This is a genomic window from Acuticoccus sp. I52.16.1 (assembly GCF_022865125.1).
Taxonomy (GTDB): Bacteria; Pseudomonadota; Alphaproteobacteria; order Rhizobiales; family Amorphaceae; genus Acuticoccus.
The window spans coordinates 231,011-250,095 of record NZ_CP094828.1; the positions used below are offsets into that span (position 1 = coordinate 231,011).

At 69.9% G+C, this 19,085-nt stretch carries 19 protein-coding genes; 17 read left to right on the forward strand and 2 right to left on the reverse strand.

Going from position 1 to position 19,085, the window contains the following annotated elements; genetic code table 11:
- Nucleotides 1-90 precede the first annotated feature (90 nt).
- From MRB58_RS01030 to radC, 16 genes are all read left to right on the forward strand, one after another.
- Complete coding sequence (locus MRB58_RS01030; protein WP_244779789.1) at nt 91-2,166, forward strand: hydantoinase/oxoprolinase family protein; 2,076 nt, start codon at nt 91-93, stop codon at nt 2,164-2,166.
- Entirely contained in the window at nt 2,163-3,740 is a 1,578-nt protein-coding gene (locus MRB58_RS01035) for a hydantoinase B/oxoprolinase family protein (RefSeq protein WP_256461698.1), read from the forward strand. The genes MRB58_RS01030 and MRB58_RS01035 overlap by 4 nt, the downstream gene beginning before the upstream one ends.
- A gap of 402 nt (nt 3,741-4,142) precedes the next feature.
- The gene (locus MRB58_RS01040; protein WP_244779790.1) at nt 4,143-5,276 is read left to right on the forward strand and encodes a TRAP transporter substrate-binding protein; all 1,134 of its coding nucleotides are present in this window, start codon (nt 4,143-4,145) and stop codon (nt 5,274-5,276) included.
- Between the two features lie 135 nt (nt 5,277-5,411).
- The gene (locus MRB58_RS01045) at nt 5,412-5,996 is read left to right on the forward strand and encodes a TRAP transporter small permease subunit (protein WP_244779791.1); all 585 of its coding nucleotides are present in this window, start codon (nt 5,412-5,414) and stop codon (nt 5,994-5,996) included.
- Nucleotides 5,993-7,411: a TRAP transporter large permease subunit gene (locus MRB58_RS01050; protein ID WP_244779792.1), complete on the forward strand. Its 1,419-nt coding sequence runs from the start codon at nt 5,993-5,995 to the stop codon at nt 7,409-7,411. The genes MRB58_RS01045 and MRB58_RS01050 overlap by 4 nt, the downstream gene beginning before the upstream one ends.
- Nucleotides 7,401-8,681, forward strand: coding sequence for an amidase family protein (locus MRB58_RS01055; RefSeq protein ID WP_244779793.1), 1,281 nt, complete (start codon nt 7,401-7,403; stop codon nt 8,679-8,681). The genes MRB58_RS01050 and MRB58_RS01055 overlap by 11 nt, the downstream gene beginning before the upstream one ends.
- Nucleotides 8,681-8,845: a hypothetical protein gene (locus tag MRB58_RS01060; protein WP_244779794.1), complete on the forward strand. Its 165-nt coding sequence runs from the start codon at nt 8,681-8,683 to the stop codon at nt 8,843-8,845. The genes MRB58_RS01055 and MRB58_RS01060 overlap by 1 nt, the downstream gene beginning before the upstream one ends.
- Before the next feature lie 203 nt (nt 8,846-9,048).
- Nucleotides 9,049-9,939 (forward strand): 30S ribosomal protein S2, encoded by an 891-nt coding sequence (gene rpsB / locus MRB58_RS01065; protein ID WP_244779795.1) that lies wholly within the window; start codon nt 9,049-9,051, stop codon nt 9,937-9,939.
- A 38-nt stretch (nt 9,940-9,977) separates the two neighbouring features.
- Complete coding sequence (locus tag MRB58_RS01070; protein ID WP_244779796.1) at nt 9,978-10,643, forward strand: FkbM family methyltransferase; 666 nt, start codon at nt 9,978-9,980, stop codon at nt 10,641-10,643.
- Between the two features lie 155 nt (nt 10,644-10,798).
- Nucleotides 10,799-11,257: a cytochrome c gene (locus MRB58_RS01075; RefSeq protein ID WP_244779797.1), complete on the forward strand. Its 459-nt coding sequence runs from the start codon at nt 10,799-10,801 to the stop codon at nt 11,255-11,257.
- A gap of 95 nt (nt 11,258-11,352) precedes the next feature.
- Entirely contained in the window at nt 11,353-12,249 is an 897-nt protein-coding gene (locus MRB58_RS01080) for a c-type cytochrome (protein ID WP_244779798.1), read from the forward strand.
- A gap of 144 nt (nt 12,250-12,393) precedes the next feature.
- Nucleotides 12,394-13,587: an SPFH domain-containing protein gene (locus tag MRB58_RS01085; RefSeq protein WP_244781863.1), complete on the forward strand. Its 1,194-nt coding sequence runs from the start codon at nt 12,394-12,396 to the stop codon at nt 13,585-13,587.
- Nucleotides 13,584-14,081, forward strand: coding sequence for an NfeD family protein (locus MRB58_RS01090; protein WP_244779799.1), 498 nt, complete (start codon nt 13,584-13,586; stop codon nt 14,079-14,081). Before MRB58_RS01085 ends, MRB58_RS01090 begins: the two co-directional genes overlap by 4 nt.
- Nucleotides 14,082-14,161: 80 nt before the next feature.
- On the forward strand, nt 14,162-14,902 hold the full coding sequence (gene sfsA, locus MRB58_RS01095; protein WP_244779800.1) for a DNA/RNA nuclease SfsA: 741 nt from the start codon (nt 14,162-14,164) through the stop codon (nt 14,900-14,902).
- A 59-nt stretch (nt 14,903-14,961) separates the two neighbouring features.
- Nucleotides 14,962-15,777 carry a type I methionyl aminopeptidase gene (gene map / locus MRB58_RS01100; protein WP_244779801.1) on the forward strand — a complete coding sequence of 272 codons (816 nt, stop codon included), beginning with the start codon at nt 14,962-14,964 and terminating at the stop codon, nt 15,775-15,777.
- Nucleotides 15,778-16,177: 400 nt separating this feature from the next.
- Nucleotides 16,178-16,945: a DNA repair protein RadC gene (gene radC, locus MRB58_RS01105; RefSeq protein WP_244779802.1), complete on the forward strand. Its 768-nt coding sequence runs from the start codon at nt 16,178-16,180 to the stop codon at nt 16,943-16,945.
- A gap of 22 nt (nt 16,946-16,967) precedes the next feature.
- Here radC and speE read toward each other — a convergent pair whose 3' ends face one another.
- Both speE and speD read right to left on the reverse strand, forming a co-directional pair.
- Nucleotides 16,968-17,831 carry a polyamine aminopropyltransferase gene (speE, locus tag MRB58_RS01110; protein ID WP_244779803.1) on the reverse strand — a complete coding sequence of 288 codons (864 nt, stop codon included), beginning with the start codon at nt 17,829-17,831 and terminating at the stop codon, nt 16,968-16,970.
- 2 nt (nt 17,832-17,833) lie between these two features.
- Nucleotides 17,834-18,295 (reverse strand): adenosylmethionine decarboxylase, encoded by a 462-nt coding sequence (gene speD, locus MRB58_RS01115; protein ID WP_244779804.1) that lies wholly within the window; start codon nt 18,293-18,295, stop codon nt 17,834-17,836.
- A 205-nt stretch (nt 18,296-18,500) separates the two neighbouring features.
- Here speD and MRB58_RS01120 point away from each other — a divergent pair, with 205 nt between their 5' ends.
- The gene (locus MRB58_RS01120; protein WP_244779805.1) at nt 18,501-19,079 is read left to right on the forward strand and encodes a PadR family transcriptional regulator; all 579 of its coding nucleotides are present in this window, start codon (nt 18,501-18,503) and stop codon (nt 19,077-19,079) included.
- Nucleotides 19,080-19,085: the final 6 nt, after the last annotated feature.

Genomic DNA, 19,085 nt, shown 5'->3' on the forward strand with positions numbered 1-19,085 from the left:
GGGGCCGATCGGCTAGATTGCGCGCAATCACGAGGCGGTCCGTGCATCGGCGGCGGCGAGCCGCATCCCGGCACGGCTCCAGGAGAGACAATGGCTCAGGTTCGGCTAGCAATTGATATCGGCGGCACCTTCACCGACGTCGTGCTCGACACAGGCGACGGGCGCGTCGACACCACCAAGGTGCTCACGACGCCCAAGGCGCCCGAGGACGGCGCGCTGACGGGGATGATGGTGGTGCTGCAGGCCGCCGGGCTGAAGCCGGCCGACGTCGACCTGATCCTGCACGGCACGACGCTCGCCACCAACGCGCTGATCGAGCGCAAAGGCGCCAAGACGGCGCTGATCGCCACCGAGGGTTTCCGCGACGTCCTCGCGATCGGCTACGAGGACCGCTACGACCAGTACGACATCGGCATCGTCAAGCCGGCCCCGCTGATCGACCGGGCCCTGCGCTTCACCGTGCCGGAGCGCGTGGCGGTCGACGGGGCGGTGCTGAAGCCGCTCGACGAGGCGGCGGTGGCCGCGCTGGTGCCGCAGATCGAGGCGGCGGGCGTCGAAGCGGTCGCGGTGGCGCTGATCCACGCCTACGCGGCGCCGGCGCACGAGGAGCGCATCGGCGCGATCCTCGCCGAGGCGCTGCCGGGCGTCTCGGTCAGCCTCTCCAGCGCCGTCTCGCCGGAAGCGCGCGAGTTCGAGCGGACGATGACCACCGCGGTCAACGCCTACGTGCAGCCGCTGATGGCGGGCTATCTCGGCCGGTTCCAGACGCGCCTCGCCGAGGAAGGGTTCGCCGCGCCGGTGCTCCTGATGACGTCCGGCGGCGGCCTCACCACCATCGAGACGGCGCGCCAGTTCCCGGTGCGGCTGGTGGAGTCCGGCCCGGCGGGCGGGGCGATCCTAGCGGCCGAGGTGGCGCGGGCGTGCGGCGAGGACAAGGTCCTCTCGTTCGACATGGGCGGCACGACGGCCAAGATCTGCCTGATCGACGCCGGCACGCCCAACACCGCGCGCGTCTTCGAGGTCGACCGGCAGTCCCGCTTCACCAAGGGCTCGGGCCTGCCAATCCGCATCCCGGTGATCGAGATGATCGAGATCGGCGCCGGCGGCGGGTCCATCGCCAAGGTGGACGCGATGAAGCGCATCGCGGTCGGCCCGCAGTCGGCCGGCTCCGATCCCGGCCCGGTGGCCTACGGCCGCGGCGGCACCGCGCCGACGGTGACCGACGGCGACCTGACGCTCGGCCGGCTCGACCCGGACGACTTCGCCGGCGGGCGCATCAAGCTCGACGCGGCGGCGAGCGCGGCCGCGATCGCCAAGGCGGTGGGTGAGCCTATGGGCCTTTCCCCGCGCTTCGCCGCCTTCGGTATCGCCGAGATCGTCGACGAGAACATGGCCAACGCGGCGCGCGTGCATGCGGTCGAGAACGGGGCGGACGTCGCCAGCCGCACGCTGATCGCCTTCGGCGGTGCGGCACCGCTCCACGCCGGACGGCTGGCGCAGAAGCTCGGCATCGACAAGGTGATCGTCCCGGCGCACGCCGGCGTCGGCTCGGCGGTCGGCTTCCTCTACGCGCCGGTGTCGTTCGAGGTGGTGCGCAGCGCGTTCGTCCCGCTCGACGGGATGGACCGCGAGGCGGTCGCCGCGATGTACGCCGAGATGGACGCGGTGGTGCGCCCGGTGGTGACCGCCGCGGTCGCCGAGAGCGAGGTGACGCCGACCCGCACGGCGTACCTGCGCTACATGGGCCAGGGCCACGAAGTCCCGGTCGAGGTGCCGGCCGACTTCGACCCCGAGGCGCTGAAGACCGCGTTCGAGGCCGCCTACCGCGCTCTCTTCGGCCGCACCATCGCCGGCGCCGCGGTCGAGGCGATGAGCTGGTCGCTGGCGCTCGCCGCCCCGGCGAAGGCCGAGCGGATGACCGAGCGGGCCACCGGCACGATCGAGCCGCAGACCCGCACGCTGTTCGATCCCGACGGTGAGACCACCGTCGAGGTGCGGGCCTTCCCGCGCGCCGCGCTCGCCGACGGGACCGAGGTCCCCGGCCCCGCGCTCGTCACCGAAGCGGCCACGACGACCGTCGTCCCGAAAGGCTACACCGCCGCCCTCGACGGCGACGGCCACCTGATCCTCACCCGCCAGCCCCAAGCGCAGGAGATCGCCGCGTGAGCGCAGCCGATGCCATCCGCAACCAGGTGATGTGGGATCGCCTGATCGCAGTCGTCGAGGAGCAGGCGCAGGCGCTCCTGCGCACCGCCTTCTCCACCATCGTGCGCGAGGCGGGCGACCTTTCCGCCGGCGTCTTCGACCTGGAGGGGCGGATGCTCGCCCAGGCGGTCACCGGCACGCCGGGCCACGTCAACTCCATGGCCGAATCGGTGAAGCATTTCATCGACGTCTTCCCCGTCGAGACGATGAAGGAAGGCGACCACTACATCACCAACGACCCCTGGCGCGGCACCGGCCACCTCAACGACTTCGTGGTGACGACGCCGGCCTTCCACGACGGGAAGATGGTGGGGCTCTTCTCCTGCACCTCCCACCTGATCGACATCGGCGGGATCGGCTTCGGGCCGGACGGGCATGACGTCTTCGCCGAAGGGATCAACATTCCGTTCCTGAAGATATGCGATCAGGGGCGGATGGACGCCAACTTGATGGCGATGATCCGCGCCAACACGCGCCTGCCGGTGGAGACCGAGGGCGACGTCTACTCGCTCATCTCGTGCAACGAGATCGGCGCCAAGCGGCTCTCGGAGATGATGGGCGAGTACGGCCTCACCTCGCTGGACGCGCTCGCGGGCCACATCATCGGCGCCTCGCGCGCCGCGGCGCTGGAGCGGATCGCGGCGCTGCCGAGGGGAACGACGCGCAATTCGATGACGATCGACGGGCTGGACAAGCCGATCGACCTCGTCGCCGCGCTGACGGTCGCCGAGGACGGCATCCACGTCGACTATGACGGCACGTCCGGCACGGCGAAGAAGGGCATCAACGTGCCGCTCGCCTACACCCGGGCCTATACCGCGTTCGGGCTGATGGCGGCGATCGCCAAGGGGATCCCCAACAACGCCGGCTCGCTGTCGGTCTGGCATATCGAGGCGCCGGTGGGCTGCATCCTCAACGCACCGCGGGGGCTGCCGGTCTCCTCGCGCCACATCATCGGCCAGATGCTGCCGGACGTGATGTTCGGCTGCCTCGCCGACATGATCCCCGAGGTGGTCCCGGCGGAGGGCACCTCGTGCCTGTGGAACGTGACGCTGCGCGGACAGGCGGAGGCCAACAGCCTCGGCCGGCACGGCTTCGCGGTGACGATCACCACCAACGGCGGCACCGGCGCGCGGCCGGACAAGGACGGCCTCTCGGCGACCGCCTTCCCCTCGGGCGTGAAGGGCTCGCCGGTGGAGATCATGGAGCAGGCCGCGCCGGTGGTCGTGTGGAAGAAGGAGCTGCGCGACGGGTCGGGCGGCGCCGGACGGTTCCGCGGCGGCGACGGGCAGTCGATCGAGATCGAGAACCGGTTCGGCCAGTCGATGGAGCTTCTGGCGGCGTTCGACCGGATCGACCATCCGCCGCGCGGCCGGGCCGGCGGCGGCAACGGCGCCTGCGGCTCGGTGGCGCTGTCGGACGGCACGAAGCTGAAGGGCAAGGGAACGCAGGAGATCCCCGCCGGCAAGCGGCTGTGCCTCGAGACCCCCGGCGGCGGCGGCTACGGCACGCCTGCCGCCGAAGCCGGCGAGTAGCGGCCGTCGCCGGCCCCGCCTAAGTCCGCCGGCGCAGCATCGCGGCAAGACCGCGGTGCCGGCCACCGTCCGCGGCGTGCCGCCGGACCGCGCCCGGCGCCCGGCCGGACCCGCGCCACGGACGGCGCGCAGGCCGCCGGCGCAGGGTGTGACACGCGGCGGAGGGACAAGGCCGGCGCGCGGCTGCGGCGCGGTCGAACGCCGCACCCTGCCGCCGGTGCCGGCACCGCCTCGGAGCCCAACCAAAGTCTTACTTTGTCCGATGCCCGGAGTTGAAACGATCGCCAAGGCTGATGTTTCACGTCTGAATGTGGGGGAGAGGCCTTCGGACGGTTTACGTACCCTACATTTTAGTTATTGATCCCTCTACTGCCCGTCAGCCGGCAGATTGGAGGAGACAATATGACAGAACAAAAGCGTAGCCCGCTCAGCCGTCGCTCGTTCCTGCGGACCGGCGCCGTCGCCGGCGGTGCAGCCGCGGCGTCGACCCTCGCCGCGCCCGCGGTGCTGGGTCAGGCACCGATCGTTGTAAAGATGCAGACCTCCTGGCCCGCGTCCGACATCTGGATGGAGATGGCCGGCCAGTATGTCGAGCGCGTGGAGAAGATGTCCGGCGGGCGACTGAAGATCGACCTCCTGCCGGCCGGCGCCGTCGTCGCCGCCTTCCAGGTGCTCGACGCGGTCAACGACGGCGTGCTTGACGCCGCGCACTCCGTCTCGGCCTACTGGTACGGCAAGAACAAGGCCGCCTCGCTGTTCGGCACCGGCCCGGTGTTCGGCGGCAATCCGACCACGATGCTCTCCTGGTTCTACCAGGGCGGCGGGCGCGAGCTCTACACCGAGCTGACGCAGGACATGATGGGCCTCAACGTCGTCGGCCTGCTCGGCTTCCCGATGCCGGCTCAGCCCTTCGGCTGGTTCACCAACCCGGTCGCCAGCGCGGACGACATCAAGGGTCTCAAGTACCGCACCGTCGGCCTCGCCGCGGACCTCATGCAGTCGATGGGCATGTCGGTCGCGCAGCTTCCGGGCGGCGAAATCGTGCCCGCGATGGAGCGCGGCGTGATCGACGCGTTCGAGTTCAACAATCCCTCGTCCGACATGCGCTTCGGCGCCCAGGACGTGGCGACGAACTACTATCTGGGCTCCTACCACCAGGCGTCCGAGGCCTTCGAGTTCCTGTTCAACCGGGACTTCATGGAAGACCTCGACGACGATCTGCGGGCCATCATGGAGTACGGCGTCGAGGCCGCGTCGACGGCAAATACCGCCTTCGCGCTCGACAACTACTCGTCCGACCTGCAGAAGCTGCTGGAAGGCGGCGTCAACGTGCAGCAAACGCCCGAGTCGATCCAGGCCGCGCAGCTCGACGCCTGGTCGGAGATGATCACGACGCTCGAGAGCGATCCGTTCATCAAGAAGGTGCTCGACAGCCAGCGTGCCTGGGTGGAGCGGGTCACCTACTACGAGATCCTGAACTCGCCCGATTACCGGATGGCCTACAACCACTTCTTCCCGGGCAAGCTTCCCGCCTGACGAAGGCCCAGGCCGCGGCGGCCCGGCACGGCGTGCCGGGCCGCTTCGTCTTGCGGGCCGCAGGGAGAGCCGGCCCGCATTTTGCCAGATCGCGCAGATGACAAAACACGTTAGCCGGGGAGCCGCGCACACCACATGACCAGCTTCATCCGCTTCGCCGACGCGTTGTCGGCGGCCTTCGGCAAGGCGTTCGCCTGGCTGATCCTCCTGATGACGCTCGGCACCAGTTACGAAGTCTTCGTGCGCTACGTGCTGAACGACCCGACGCCGTGGGCCTTCGACGTCTCGTTCATCATGTACGGCACGCTCTTCATGATGGGCGGCGCCTACACGCTGTCGCGCGGCGGCCACGTGCGCGGCGACTTCCTGTACCGGCTGTGGAAGCCGCGCACGCAGGCGACCGTCGACCTCGTCCTCTACGTCTTCTTCTTCTTCCCCGGCGTGACGGCGCTGATCGTGTCGGGCTGGAAATACGCGGCCCGCTCCTGGCGCTATGGCGAGGTGAGTGTGAACTCTCCCGCGGGCGTGCCGATCTTCCAGTTCAAGACGGTGATCGTGGCTGCCGGCATCCTCCTCTTCATCCAGGGGATCGCGGAGATCTTCCGGGCGATCAAATGCATCCAGACCGGTGAGTGGATGCGCGCGCACGAGGACGTGCACGAAACCGAAGACGAACTGATGAACAAGGCCGCCGAGGCCGAAGCGGGCAACCACCCATGACCGATCCCCAGCTCGCCCTCACCATGCTGGGGCTCTTCATCGTCCTGGTCTTCCTGGGCTTTCCGATCGCCTTTACCTTGATGGCGATGGGGATCGGCTTCGGCTACTACGCCTACTGGGATCCCTCGCGACAGTGGCGCTCGTACCTGCGGCTCGACGAGACGGCGACCGGTTGGGACTCCTGGTCCTCATGGTTCGACGGGTTCCTGAACAACCGCATCTTCGACCTCTTCATCAACCAGACCTATACGGTGATGAGCAACGAGGTGCTGACGGCGGTGCCGCTGTTCCTCTTCATGGGCTACATCGTCGAGCGGGCGAACATCGTCGACCGGCTGTTCTCCACCCTCAACATCGCCTCCAAGCGCATCCCTGGCTCCATGGGCGTCGCGGCGCTGATCACCTGCGCCCTCTTCGCGACCGCGACCGGCATCGTCGGCGCCGTCGTGACGCTGATGGGCCTCCTGGCGCTGCCGGCGATGCTGAAGGCGCGCTACGACCCGTCGTTCGCGTCGGGGATCATCTGCGCCGGCGGCACGCTGGGCATCCTGATTCCGCCGTCGATCATGCTGATCGTCTATGCGGCGGCGTCCGGCGTTTCGATCGTGCGGCTCTATGCCGGCGCCCTCATTCCGGGGCTCATCCTGGTGGGGCTCTACCTCGTCTACGTCGTCGGGCGGTCGATCGTGCAGCCATCGGCGGCGCCTCGCCCCACCAAGGAGGAGGTGCCGGACATTCCGGTCGGCCAGCTCGTGGTGATGATCGTCAGCTCGTTCGTGCCGCTCGCCTTCCTCATCCTGGCGGTGCTGGGTTCGATCCTCTTCGGCCTCGCGACGCCGACCGAGGCGGCCGCGATCGGCGCGCTGGGCGGCATCCTGCTGGCGATCGGCTACCGGGCGCTCACCTTCCAGCGGCTGCGCGAGAGCGTCTACCTGACCGTTCGGACCACGGCGATGGTGTGTTGGCTGTTCGTCGGCTCCTACGTCTTCTCGGCGGTCTTCTCCTACCTGGGCGGCGAGCAGATCATCTCCGAGTTCGTCTCCGGGCTCGACATCACGCCGCTGCAGTTCCTGCTCCTGGCGCAGCTCATCATCTTCCTTCTGGGCTGGCCGCTGGAGTGGTCGGAGATCATCATCATCTTCGTGCCGATCTTCCTGCCGCTGCTGGAGCTGTTCGGAATCGACCCGCTGTTCTTCGGCATCCTGGTCGCCCTCAACCTGCAAACCTCGTTCCTGACGCCGCCGATGGCGATGTCGGCCTATTATCTCAAGGGCATCGCCCCGCCGGAGGTGAAGCTGACGCACATCTTCGCCGGCATCATGCCGTTCCTGCTGATGGTCTTCGTGGCGATGGCGGTGGTCTACATGGTGCCGGGCGCGGTCTACTACCTGCCGGAGGTCTTCTATGGGCGCTGATCCGCGGCTCATGGAGCTGCCGGTGCCGATCCTGCAGGAGCGGATCGCGAGCGGGGCGATGCGCGCCGCCGATCTCGCCGCCGCCGCGGCCGCCAAGGTGGAGGCCGCCGACGGCGACGGCCTGGCCTGGTTCGACGGCGACTACCTGCGCCGGCAGGGTGCGGGGATGGACGTGTGGCGCGGTCGCGGCCGGCCGCTGGGCGCCCTTCACGGCCTGCCGGTGACGGTGGGCGACCTCGCCGACACCGCGCGCATCCCCACCCGCCTCGGCACCGCCGTCCACGACGCGCGCGTGCCCGAGCGCGACGCCGCGTTGGTGGAGCGGCTGCGCGGCGCCGGGGCGCTGATCGCCGGCAAGGGCGTCGTCTCGCCGTTCGGCACCGGCGGCTCGGACGGAGCCGCCACGCCGGTCGCGGCGCGCTATGCGCCGGCTGCGGTCATCACCTCGGCCGACGGCGGGGCGATCGCCGAGGCCGCCGCACGCGGGGTGGTCGGGTACCGGCCGACCGCAGGCTCCATCCCCATGCGCGGCGTCTTCGCCGCGGCGCCGACACTGGCGACGGCGACCGTGCTGGCGACCGATCTCGTCGGCGCGGCGAGCGTTGCCGAGGCGCTGTTCGCGCCGGGCGACGACGCCGCCTTCGCCATGCCCGCACCGCCCCCCGGCCTGAAGGCCGCGACGGCCGCCACGCCCCCCGTGCCGCCGACCATCGCCGTGGTGCCGCCGCTGTGGTGGGACGATGCCGACGCCGACATCGTCGCCGCCTTCGAGGAACTCGCCGAGGCGCTGACGCCGCGGGCCTTCGGAGCGACGCTGCCGGAGATCTTCCACGAGGCGACGACGCAGGCACACCGCATCATCGCCGCCGAGAGCGCCAAGACGCTGCACGGCACCGTCGAGCGGCACGGCGACGACCTCCCCGCCGGGGTCGCCGCGCTCGTGGCGGCCGGCGAGGGGGTGAGCGCGCGCGACTACCTCACCGCGCTCGATTGGCGGACCGTGCTCGCCGCCGGCCTCGACGCCGTCCTCGACCGCTGCGACGCGGTCCTGACGGCGGTGTCGCCGCGGGTCGGCGAGGCGGGGCCGGCGGACGCCAACCTCACCTGGGCCTTCCTCGGCGTGCCCTCGGTCACCCTGCCGTTGCTGGGGAGCGAGGACGGGCGCGCCATCGGCCTGCAACTCATCTCGCGCAAGGGCGACGACGCGCGCCTCCTGCGCACCGCGGCCTGGCTGCAGGCGCTCGTCGTCCGCCAGGGGGAGTCGAACTAGTGCTGGAACGCATTCTGTCCGTGATCGCCTTCGCCGTCCTGTGCGGCTTCCTCTTCATCCTGACGTGGCACGTCCCGCGGATCGACCTGACGGTGGTGCTCATCGCCACGGTGCTCCTGAGCGGCTACGATATCCTGATCCACCGCCCGCCCGGCGCCAAGTAGCCCGGCGCGGCGCCCGGAGCGCGCCGTCGGCCGGCCGATTCCGCACGCGCCCGTGGCGCACCGCGCCCCCAGGGCGCCATTGCCGGTTGCACTCGGCCACCCGGTCGCGTATATGCCCGCCCATCCCACACGCGAGCTGTTCTCCGGTGCCCCGATGAACGGGGCCAGCGCTCGCGGAGGTTCAACCGGAAAGTAGAGAATATATGGCTCTTCCCGACTTCACGATGCGTCAGCTCCTCGAGGCCGGCGTCCACTTCGGCCACCAGACGCACCGCTGGAACCCGAAGATGCAGGATTACATCTTCGGCGCGCGCAACAACATCCACATCCTCGACCTCGCGCAGACCGTGCCGCTGCTGCACCAGGCGCTGAAGGCCGTGTCCGATACGGTCGCCAAGGGCGGTCGCCTGATGATGGTCGGCACCAAGCGCCAGGCGCAGGAAGCCGTCGCCACGTCCGCCACCGAGTGCGCCCAGTACTACGTCAATGCCCGCTGGCTCGGCGGCATGATGACCAACTGGAAGACGATCTCCAACTCGATCCGCCGCCTCAACAATCTGGAAGAGATGCTCCAGGGTGAAGCCCAGGGCTTCACCAAGAAAGAGCGCCTCAACCTCGACCGTGAGCGCGAGAAGCTCGAGCGCAACCTCGGCGGCATCAAGTCGATGGGCGGCGTGCCGGACATCGTGTTCGTGATCGACACGAACCGCGAGGCGATCGCCATCCAGGAAGCCCGCCGGCTGGGCATCCCCATCGTCGCCATCCTCGACACCAACTGCGACCCCGAGGGCATCACCTACCCGATCCCGGGCAACGACGATGCCGCCCGCGCCATCACGCTCTACTGCGACCTGATGGCCCGTGCCGCGCTCGACGGCCTGCTCCGCTCGCAGGGCGATTCGGGTTACGACCTGGGCGAGGCCGAGGAGCTGCCGGTCGAGCCGGAACTCACCGAGGAGCCCGCCGCGACCGAGGAAGCCGCCGCCGCCGAGGTTTCGACCACCGTCGAGGAGACCCCGGTCGCCGAGCTGATGGAGCCGACCCCGGAAGACACCGGCGACGCCCCGGCCGAGTCCGAGACGCAGACCGCCTAACCTGCCGATCCCATAAGGGAGCCATTTCGGGCGGCGACATGAAGAAGGTCGGCGACTACTGGCTCCCGGATCAGGACATGCGCTGGGGCTCGAACCGGCGCAAATCCAAGGCCGCCTACGCTCACGGCGGCCGCGGCGAGCAGATCCACCACCTGGAGGATGCGCTCGCCTCCGTCCCACGCCGCACCACCGCGATCGACGTCGGCGCCAACATCGGCGCCTATGTCCGCCTCCTGGCCGAGGCGTTCGACCATGTCGTCGCCATCGAGCCTGCCGCGGACGCCGCCGCGTGCCTGCGCCGCAACATCGCCGACTGGGGCGTTGCCGAGCGTGTCACGGTGCACGAGATCGCCGCCTCCGACCGTGACGAGCGCGTCGCCATGGAGGCCGAGCCCGGCCGCCGCACCCTCACCCGCCATGTGACCCCCGGCGGCGACATCCCCGCCCTGCCGATCGATCGTCTCGCCGTTTGCGACGTCGCCTTCCTCAAGCTCGACGTCGAGGGCTACGAGGAGCGTGCGCTGCACGGTGCCCGCCAGACCATCCTGCGCGACCGCCCCGTCATCATGATGGAGGTGAAAGTGCAGACCGATGCCCGTTACGGGCGCGCGATGGCCGCGCACACGCTGGTCGAATCGCTCGGCTACCGGCTGCTGCGCAAGATCGGCGCGAAGGAGATCGACTGGCTCTACGCGCCGGGCTGATCTCGCCCGTCGCGACCAAGTGCCGGGGCGTGATCACGCAATCGAGAACGCCGCAGCGTTGATTTTGAATAGCTCGCAAGTAGCCTTGGTCGGAACCCGGCGCGTGCTGCGGCCGGGATGACCTCGCACTGCGCCACGTCGCCCCGGAGCCTCCCATGAGATACGCCCTCGCTTTCGCCAGCGCCGCCGCGCTTCTGGCGCCGCTCGCCTTCACCTCCGCCGCCGCCGCGCAGGACGCCGCCCCCCAGGTCGAGCGTCACGAGATCATGGAGGAGGTCGGCGACGCGATGGGGGTGCTGGGCGGCATGGCCAAGGGCGAGCGCCCCTACGACGCGGCCGCCGCCACCGAGGCGCTGGACGTCTTCATCGTGCAGACCCCGCTGTTCCTGGAGCTCTTCCCCGAGGGAAGCGAGACCGGGCACGACACCCGCGCCAAGCCGGCGATCTGGGAGGACCCGGCCGACTTCCACGAGAAGGGCGAGGCGCTGGTCGCCGCCGCCGAATCGGCCAAGGGCCCCGCCGGCGAGAGCCTCGAGGGGTTGCGCACCGCGCTCGGCCCCGTCGGCCAGTCCTGCCGCGCCTGCCACGAGGCCTACCGCGCGCCGAAGAACTAGCCGCGCGCACCGCCGGCGCCCCGGCCCTCGACCGGCCCCGACAATCGGCCGCGGCGTCCCCCGCCGCGACCACCTTCAACCGGATTCGCCGCCCGATGCGCACGCTCCTCGTCCTCCTCGTCGTCCTCGCCGCGGGCGGCGCGGCCGCCTGGTTCCTCAGCGCGCCGCAGCCGCTCGCCGCCTCCGCCGTTCCCACCGGCGGGGATGCCGCGCGCGGCGAGGCGGTGTTCTGGGCCGGTGGCTGCGCCGCCTGCCACGCCGCACCCGGCGCCACCGGCGAGGCCAAGCTCACGCTGGCCGGCGGCCTCACGCTGCACACACCGCTCGGCCCGATCGTCGCCCCCAATATCTCCCCGTCCCCGGCAGGCATCGGCGACTGGTCGGACGCCGACTTCGCCAACGCCGTCCTGCGCGGTATCTCTCCGGACGGCACACACTACACCCCCGCCTTCCCGTGGACCTCCTACCGCAACATGCGTCCCGGCGATGTCGCCGACCTCCGCGCCTACCTCGCCACCCTCCCCCCGTCCGACGACCGGCCGGACGCCGCCGGGCTCCCCTTCCCCTTCGGCTGGCGCCGCCCGATCGGCCTGTGGAAGCGCTTCGCCCTCACCGACCCACCGCCCGTCCCGCAAGGCGCCGACGAGGCGGTGACGCGGGGCCACTACCTCACCGTCGCGCTCGGCCATTGCGGCGAGTGCCACACGCCGCGCACCGTGCTCATGGCGATGGATCCGTCCCGCTGGCTGGCCGGCGCCCCCAATCCGGACGGTGACGGCACGGTCCCCAACATCACGCCCGCGCGCGCCGGCCTCGCCGACTGGCCGGCGGCCGACATCGCCTATCTCCTCGAGTCGGGCTTCACGCCGGACTTCGATTCGGTCGGCGGGTCGATGGCGCCCGTGGTCGACAACTGGTCCCACGTCGACGGCGCGGACCGCGCGGCGGTCGCCGCCTACCTGAAGGCGATCGCGCCGGTCCCCGCCGAATAGGACGCGCACCGGACTGTGAGACCTTTCGAGATGTCGTGATCTCGCCCGCGGGCAGGCGCAAGACCGCGGGCCGATGCGTTGTGGTTCATCGCGGGCGGCACCATGTTTCAAGGTGGCAGCGGGAGGGTACGACTGGTGTTCGATCTGGATCTCGGGATCAATCTCTACTTGATCGCGGCAGCGGTCCTGGTCTTCGTCGTCATCCTCGCGGCGGTGAAGACCGTGCCACAAGGCATGCACTACACGGTCGAGCGGTTCGGCCGCTACACGCGCACGCTGCGGCCGGGACTGTCCATCCTCACCCCGTTCGTCGAGCGCATCGGCGACAAGATCAACATGCGCGAGCAGGTGCTGGACGTCCCCAGCCAGGAGGTCATCACCCGCGACAACGCCACCGTGAGCGCCAACGGCGTCACCTTCTTCCAGGTGCTCGACGCCGCCAAGGCCGCCTACGAGGTGACCGACCTGGAGCAGGGCATCCTCAACCTCACCATGACCAACATCCGCTCGGTGATGGGCTCGATGGACCTCGACGAGCTGCTCTCCAACCGCGACGAGATCAACAGCCGGGTGCTGCGGGTGGTCGACGCGGCGGTGGATCCGTGGGGTGTGAAGATCACCCGGATCGAGATCAAGGACATCAACCCGCCGCCCGACCTCACCCAGGCGATGGCGCGGCAGATGAAGGCCGAGCGCGAGAAGCGGGCGCTGGTGCTGGAGGCGGACGGCGCGCGCCTGGCCGCCATCGCACGGGCTGAGGGGGAGAAGCAGTCGCTCATCCTCGCCGCCGAAGGGCGCCTCGAGGCCGCGATGCGTGACGCGGAGGCGCGCGAGCGCTCCGCCCAGGCCGAGGCGAACGCCACCGCCTCCGTCTCGGCCGCGATCGAGGCCGGCTCGGTGCAGGCCATCAACTACTTCGTGGCGGACAAATATGTGGGAGCGCTGCGCGATCTCGCAGCCGCGCCCAACCAGCGCACCCTGATCCTGCCGATCGACGCGGTGGCGACGCTCGGCTCACTGGCCGGCATCGCCGAGATCGCACGCGAGGCGTTCGGCCCCCACCCCGCCGGTGGCGCGCCGGCCACATCGCCCGAGCCGCCGCGCCCCGACCGCCCCCGCCGCGATGCCGAGGACGATTATCATCCCTGGGAAACGAGGGGCGAGGCCTCCGCCGCGTCCGTCCCACCCGCTCCGGCGCCGGAGCCGGAGCCGCGTCGCGAGGCCCCGGCATCGTCGGCGCAGGCGAGCCGCTCGGACCGCTTCCAGCGCATCAGCGCCGCGACCGAGGCGCTGGCCGAACGGCTCTCGGTGCACGACCCATGGGGGCGGCGGCCATGATGGTCCTGCTGGCCGTGCTGCGCGACCTCGGACCCTATGCGTGGTTCATCGTCGGCGCGCTGTTCCTCATCGCCGAAGTGGTCTTGCCGGGGATCAACCTCATCTGGTTCGGCGCGGCGGCCTCGGCGACGGGGCTGGTGGCGCTCGCCTGGCCGCCGCTCTTCGCGGCGGTCCTGGGCTGGGAGGGGCAGATGGCGGCCTTCATCGCCTTCGCCGCCATCAGCGTGATCGGCGCGCGCTTCCTCGCCGCCCGCCGGTTCGACGACGGGATCGATCGCGTCAACCGCGACCCGTCGGTGCACATCGGCCGCGAACTGGTTCTGGCCGAGCCGATCGTCGCCGGCACCGGCCGCGCGGTGTGGGGCGACAGCTTGTGGCGCGTCACCGGCCCGGATCTGCCGGCGGGCCTGAGGGTGCGCGTCGTCGGCGTCGACGGGTCGACGCTCAGGGTCGAGCCGCTGGCCGCCGGCACCGCGGTCGCCCACCCCGCCTGAGGGCCAGGAAGGCGTGCATAGCGGGGATCGCGTGCCGGGCGGCGCTTCCGTACCGGCGCCGCGGACGGCACACTGGCGCCATGTTGGCACATTCCTTCGGACCCCTCGTGGACGGCATCTGGGTGGAGCGGCGCAAGCGCTTCATGCTGGATGTGACGCTCGGTGACGGCAGCACGATCACCGCCCACTGCCCCAACACCGGCGCGATGACGGGGCTCGTCAACCCTGGCTCGCGGGTGCTGCTGTCGGTCTCGGACAACCCCAAGCGGCGCTATCGGCACACGCTGGAGGCGGTGGAGGCGGACGGCGTGTGGGTCGGCGTCAACACGCAGAACCCCAACCGCGTGGCACTGGCCCTGGCGCGAGCGCGGCTCGCCCCTTTCCCCGCCGCCGGCGAGGTTCGACCCGAGGTGCGCTACGGCAAGGCCGAACGGATCGACATCCTGGTGACCGCCGAGAGCGGGCGGCGCACGTTCATCGAGATCAAGAACGTGCACCTCATGGAGCGCCCCGGCGAGGCGTCCTTCCCCGACAGCGTCACCGCCCGCGGCGCCAAGCACCTCGACGCGCTGGCCGACGTGGTGGCGGCGGGCGACGACGCGCTGATGCTCTTCCTCATCCAACGCGGCGACGCCGAGACCTTCCGTCTCGCCCGCCACATCGACGCCGCGTACGGCGAGGCGTTCGACCGGGCCTGCGCGGCGGGCGTGCGGATGGCGGCGCTGCGCTGCGCGATATCGCCGGAGGGCATCCGGGCGGCCGGCCTGATCCCGATCCTGGGGCGCGAGGAGCTGAGCGAAGCTGCCTCCGAAGCCGCCTGAGATCTTGCCTTTCGCGGCCAAAACGCCGACATAACGTCAGCGGAGGGAGGCCGGCGACCATGGTAGAATTCATCGATGCAGACGTGGCACCTGCCCGCAACACGGGTCAGGTGCGCATCTACGGCCAGGACGCGTTCGCGGCGATGCACGCGGCCGGCGCGCTGACCGCCCGATGCCTCGACGAGCTGGAGGACTTCATCGTCCCCGGCACCACCACCGAAGCCATCGACGAATATGTCATGGCCTTCGCCGAGAAGCACGACGTCATCCCCGCGACCCTCTATTATCGCGGCTTCCGCAAGGCCTCGTGCACGTCGGTCAATCATGTCGTGTGCCACGGCATCCCGGTGCCGAAGCCGCTGAAGGAGGGCGACGTCCTCAACGTCGACGTCACCTTCATCCTCGACGGGTGGCACGGCGACTCGTCGCGCATGTACCGCGTCGGCCAGGTGCGCCGCGCGGCCGACCGCCTGTTGAAGGTGACGCTGAAAGCGCTGGAGCTGGGGGTCGCCGCCGCCCGTCCCGGCAGCACCACCGGCGACATCGGCCACGCCATCCAAACCTACGTCGAGGGTGAGCGCTGCTCCGTCGTGCGCGAGTTCTGCGGCCACGGCGTCGGCCGCATCTTCCACGACATGCCGAACATCCTGCACTATGGCCGCCCCGGCGACGGGGTGCGGCTGCAACCCGGCATGATCTTCACGATCGAGCCGATGGTGAACCTCGGACGCCCGCACGTGAAGGTCCTGTCCGACGGATGGACCGCCGTGACGCGCGACCGTTCCCTCTCGGCCCAGTACGAGCACACCGTCGGCATCACCGAGGACGGCTGCGAGATCTTCACGTTCTCGCCCCACATGCTGCCGGTCGACTGATCAATTTCAGATTGCATGATCAAACCAATCTGAGGTAGCGTCTCCCCAGGGATGGGGATGATCTATGTCCGGACCAGAGCGGGAACAGTCTCGCCTCTCGAATTCGGCGCTGAGCCTCTTGCGCGCCGCCGTCGCGGCCCACGCGGCCGCGCACGCCGACGGAGCGAGCGTTCGACCCGCCGGCGACGCGAGGCCCCCCGCCGAGCGCGACCGCCCCGCGCAGGGCGACGAACCACCACTCACCGCGAGAACCCCGAGCCCGGCCGGCCTGCCTTTGCCCGGTCACCCCCCGGCGCACGACACGCCGCCAGACGGGCTGGCGTGCGACACGGCACGGGGGCCGGGCTCTCAGTGCGTCCGGACCGGGCCGAGAGCGGCCGTCACGTCCCGCACGTCCGCCGTGCAACCCGTGTTGTTCGAGGTCGGCGCGCGACCGCAGGCGCAGGGTTGGCCGGCGCACGCCACCACCGCCGCCGCACGTGCCGGGCACCGGCAAAGCTCGCCCGACCTCGCCGCCGGGCACCGCGAGCGTCTGCGCGACCGGTTCGACCGCGGTGAGACCCTGCCGGACTACGAGCTGCTCGAACTTCTCCTGTTTCAGTCGATCCCCCGGCGCGACACCAAGCCGACCGCCAAAGCACTGATCGCCGAGTTCGGCTCGTTCGCGGCGGTGCTGTCGGCCTCCTCGTCCCGGCTGATGGCGGTCAGCGGCGTCGGCGAACGCGTTGCGAGCGACTTTCGCCTGATCCGCGCCGCCGCCGAGCGTCTCACCCACGACGCCCTCGCCGATCGCCCGCTCCTGACCTCGACCGACGCCGTGGTCGACTACTTTCGCGCCAAGCTGCGCGGCCTGCCGCGGGAGGAATTCCACGTCGTCTATCTCGACAAGAAGAACAAGATGCTGGCGTCCGAGTGCGCCGGCGCGGGCACGGTGGACCACACGCCGGTCTACCCTCGCGAGGTGCTGAAGCGGGCGCTGGAACTGGGGGCGAGCGCGCTCGTGCTGGTGCACAACCACCCCTCCGGCGACCCGACCCCGTCGCGGGCCGACATCACGATGACCGAAAAGGTCATCGAGGGAGCCGCCCCGCTGGGCCTGACGGTGCACGACCACATCATCGTCGGCGCCAACACGCACACCTCGCTGCGCGGCGAGGGCTACCTCTGACGAAAGGTCATGGCGGAAGCGGTCAGGACGGGGCGACGCGCTCGGCGATGTAGGGCGGAAGCGCGAAAGCGGCGCGGTGAACGGCCGGCGTCCAGTAGCGCATGGCGAGGTCGAGCGAGAGCGCCCGCTCCTCCAACGCCTGCTGCTTGACCGCCTTCAGCGCCGGGTCGGAGGTTGCGAAGGCGTGCGCCATCGGCCCGCCGGTATAGCTGGGCACGGTGGACAGGAAGAAGCTCACGTCGTCGAACACATGGCGCAGGGTGGCGGCATGGCCGCGAAGCCAGTCGCCGGCCAGGAACGGCATGCCGGACTGGCACACCATCACTCCGCCGGGCCGCAGGACACGACGGCAGCGGGTGTAGAACACGTCGGTGAAGAGAGCGGCGCCAGGTCCGATCGGGTCCGGCGCGTCGACGACGATGATATCGTAGGTGGCCTTCGTGTCGCGCACGAACGCGGCTCCGTCCTCGATCACCAGGGACAGACGCGGGTCATCGAACGCGCCGGCCGACACCGACGGCACCTCGGCGACCATGAGGTCGACCACCGCGCGGTCGATCTCCACCAAGGTCAGGCTGGCGACGGGATGGCGCAGCACCTCGCGGGCCACGCCGCCGTCGCCACCGCCCAGGATCAGCACGTCGCGCGCCCCGCCATGAGCGAAGAGCGCCACGTGCGACATCATCTCATGATAGACGAACTCGTCGCCGGTGGTGACCTGGATGGTGCCGTCGAGCGTCAGGACACGGCCGAAGCTGGGGTTGTCGAACACCGCCAGGGCCTGCTCGCCGTCGACCGTGCGCACCGGCTTGTCGACACGCAACGACGTGCGGAAGCCCGCCTCGTCGTTGACCGTCTCGGTGACCCAGTTTGCCCAGTCGGGCAATGTCAAAGCCCGCGGCCGCGCAGGAACTCGCTCACCGCGATATTCTTCGGGGTGAAGGCCTTGCGCAGCACGTCGATGCAGGCGTCGGGCTGGGTCTCGCCGCACATGAAGATGTCCAGCGCGGCATACTTGTGCTCGGGCCAGGAGTGGATGGAGATGTGGCTTTCGGCCAGCACGGCGACGCCCGACACACCGCCATTCTCGTCAAAGTGGTGCAAATGCACGTGCAAGAGCGTGGCCCCTGCGACGTCGACGCACTCCTTCAGCGTCTCTTCGATGTGCTGCAGATCGTCGAGACGCTCCCCGCCATAGACGTCGACAATGATGTGGGCGCCGGCACAGCGAACGCCGTCCCGCAGCATCATGTGTTCGTCGCCGGACGCTTCCGCCTCCGGCAGGTCAGCGATGAAGTCCTCGTCGACGACGCCGTCAATCGTTCGGGTCAGGGGGCGGTGTTGAGCCATCCGCGGGTCGCACCTCGTAGTCTCTCGGGGTTATGTCCGGCCGGGAACGTAGGCTGAGCGGGCGAGACAATCAAGTCACGAAGCGCACTGAGCGCGCATATCACAAGCCCCTCAACAAACGCGATTTTTGATTGCATCAACCTATCGCAAAACTATATCCCGTTACGAGATATATCGGGCCGACATATCACGAACCGAGGACACTTTGAGCGCCGACACTCTAAGCCCCGTCGCCATGCTGTGCCTTGCCATTCTCTTCAACGGCGAGCGCACGGGCTATGAGATCAAGAAAGAGTCGCTCGAAGGGCGCCACCGCTGGTTCGTCGACGCCAGCTACGGCTCCATCTACCCCGCCCTCGCCCGCCTCGCCCACGGAGAACTCGTGACCGTGCGCGAGGAGGTCCAGTCGGGCCGCCCCTCGCGCAAGGTCTATTCCATCACCGCCACCGGGCGCGCCACGCTGCTCGATTCGCTGGCGCAACCGGCCGGACCGGACGTCTACCGCTCGCGCTTCCTGCTGCTCTCCACCTTCGCCCCGCGCCTGCCGCGCCACGTGATCGAGGAGGCGATCAACGAGCGCAAGGCCGGGCTGCGCTATGAGATCGCCTCCATCCGGGCCGCCATGGCCGACGCCGACCGGGACGGCGACCCGCACTGCGAGGCGCTCGAATGGGCGGCCGCGTACGGGGAGAACTGTCTCGGCGCGCATCTTGAATTCCTCGAGACGCATGGGGATCGCCTGATCGCCATGGCCCAGACCGATATCGCGGACGCCGCGGAGTAAGATTGC

Coding starts and splice junctions, on each gene's coding strand:
- MRB58_RS01030 (WP_244779789.1), top strand. CDS start 91: ATGGCTCAGGTTCGGCTAGCAATTGATATCGGCGGCACCTTCACCGAC.
- MRB58_RS01040 (WP_244779790.1), top strand. CDS start 4,143: ATGACAGAACAAAAGCGTAGCCCGCTCAGCCGTCGCTCGTTCCTGCGG.
- MRB58_RS01045 (WP_244779791.1), top strand. CDS start 5,412: ATGACCAGCTTCATCCGCTTCGCCGACGCGTTGTCGGCGGCCTTCGGC.
- MRB58_RS01050 (WP_244779792.1), top strand. CDS start 5,993: ATGACCGATCCCCAGCTCGCCCTCACCATGCTGGGGCTCTTCATCGTC.
- MRB58_RS01055 (WP_244779793.1), top strand. CDS start 7,401: ATGGGCGCTGATCCGCGGCTCATGGAGCTGCCGGTGCCGATCCTGCAG.
- rpsB (WP_244779795.1), top strand. CDS start 9,049: ATGGCTCTTCCCGACTTCACGATGCGTCAGCTCCTCGAGGCCGGCGTC.
- MRB58_RS01070 (WP_244779796.1), top strand. CDS start 9,978: ATGAAGAAGGTCGGCGACTACTGGCTCCCGGATCAGGACATGCGCTGG.
- MRB58_RS01075 (WP_244779797.1), top strand. CDS start 10,799: ATGAGATACGCCCTCGCTTTCGCCAGCGCCGCCGCGCTTCTGGCGCCG.
- MRB58_RS01080 (WP_244779798.1), top strand. CDS start 11,353: ATGCGCACGCTCCTCGTCCTCCTCGTCGTCCTCGCCGCGGGCGGCGCG.
- MRB58_RS01090 (WP_244779799.1), top strand. CDS start 13,584: ATGATGGTCCTGCTGGCCGTGCTGCGCGACCTCGGACCCTATGCGTGG.
- sfsA (WP_244779800.1), top strand. CDS start 14,162: ATGTTGGCACATTCCTTCGGACCCCTCGTGGACGGCATCTGGGTGGAG.
- map (WP_244779801.1), top strand. CDS start 14,962: ATGGTAGAATTCATCGATGCAGACGTGGCACCTGCCCGCAACACGGGT.
- speD (WP_244779804.1), bottom strand. CDS start 18,295: ATGGCTCAACACCGCCCCCTGACCCGAACGATTGACGGCGTCGTCGAC.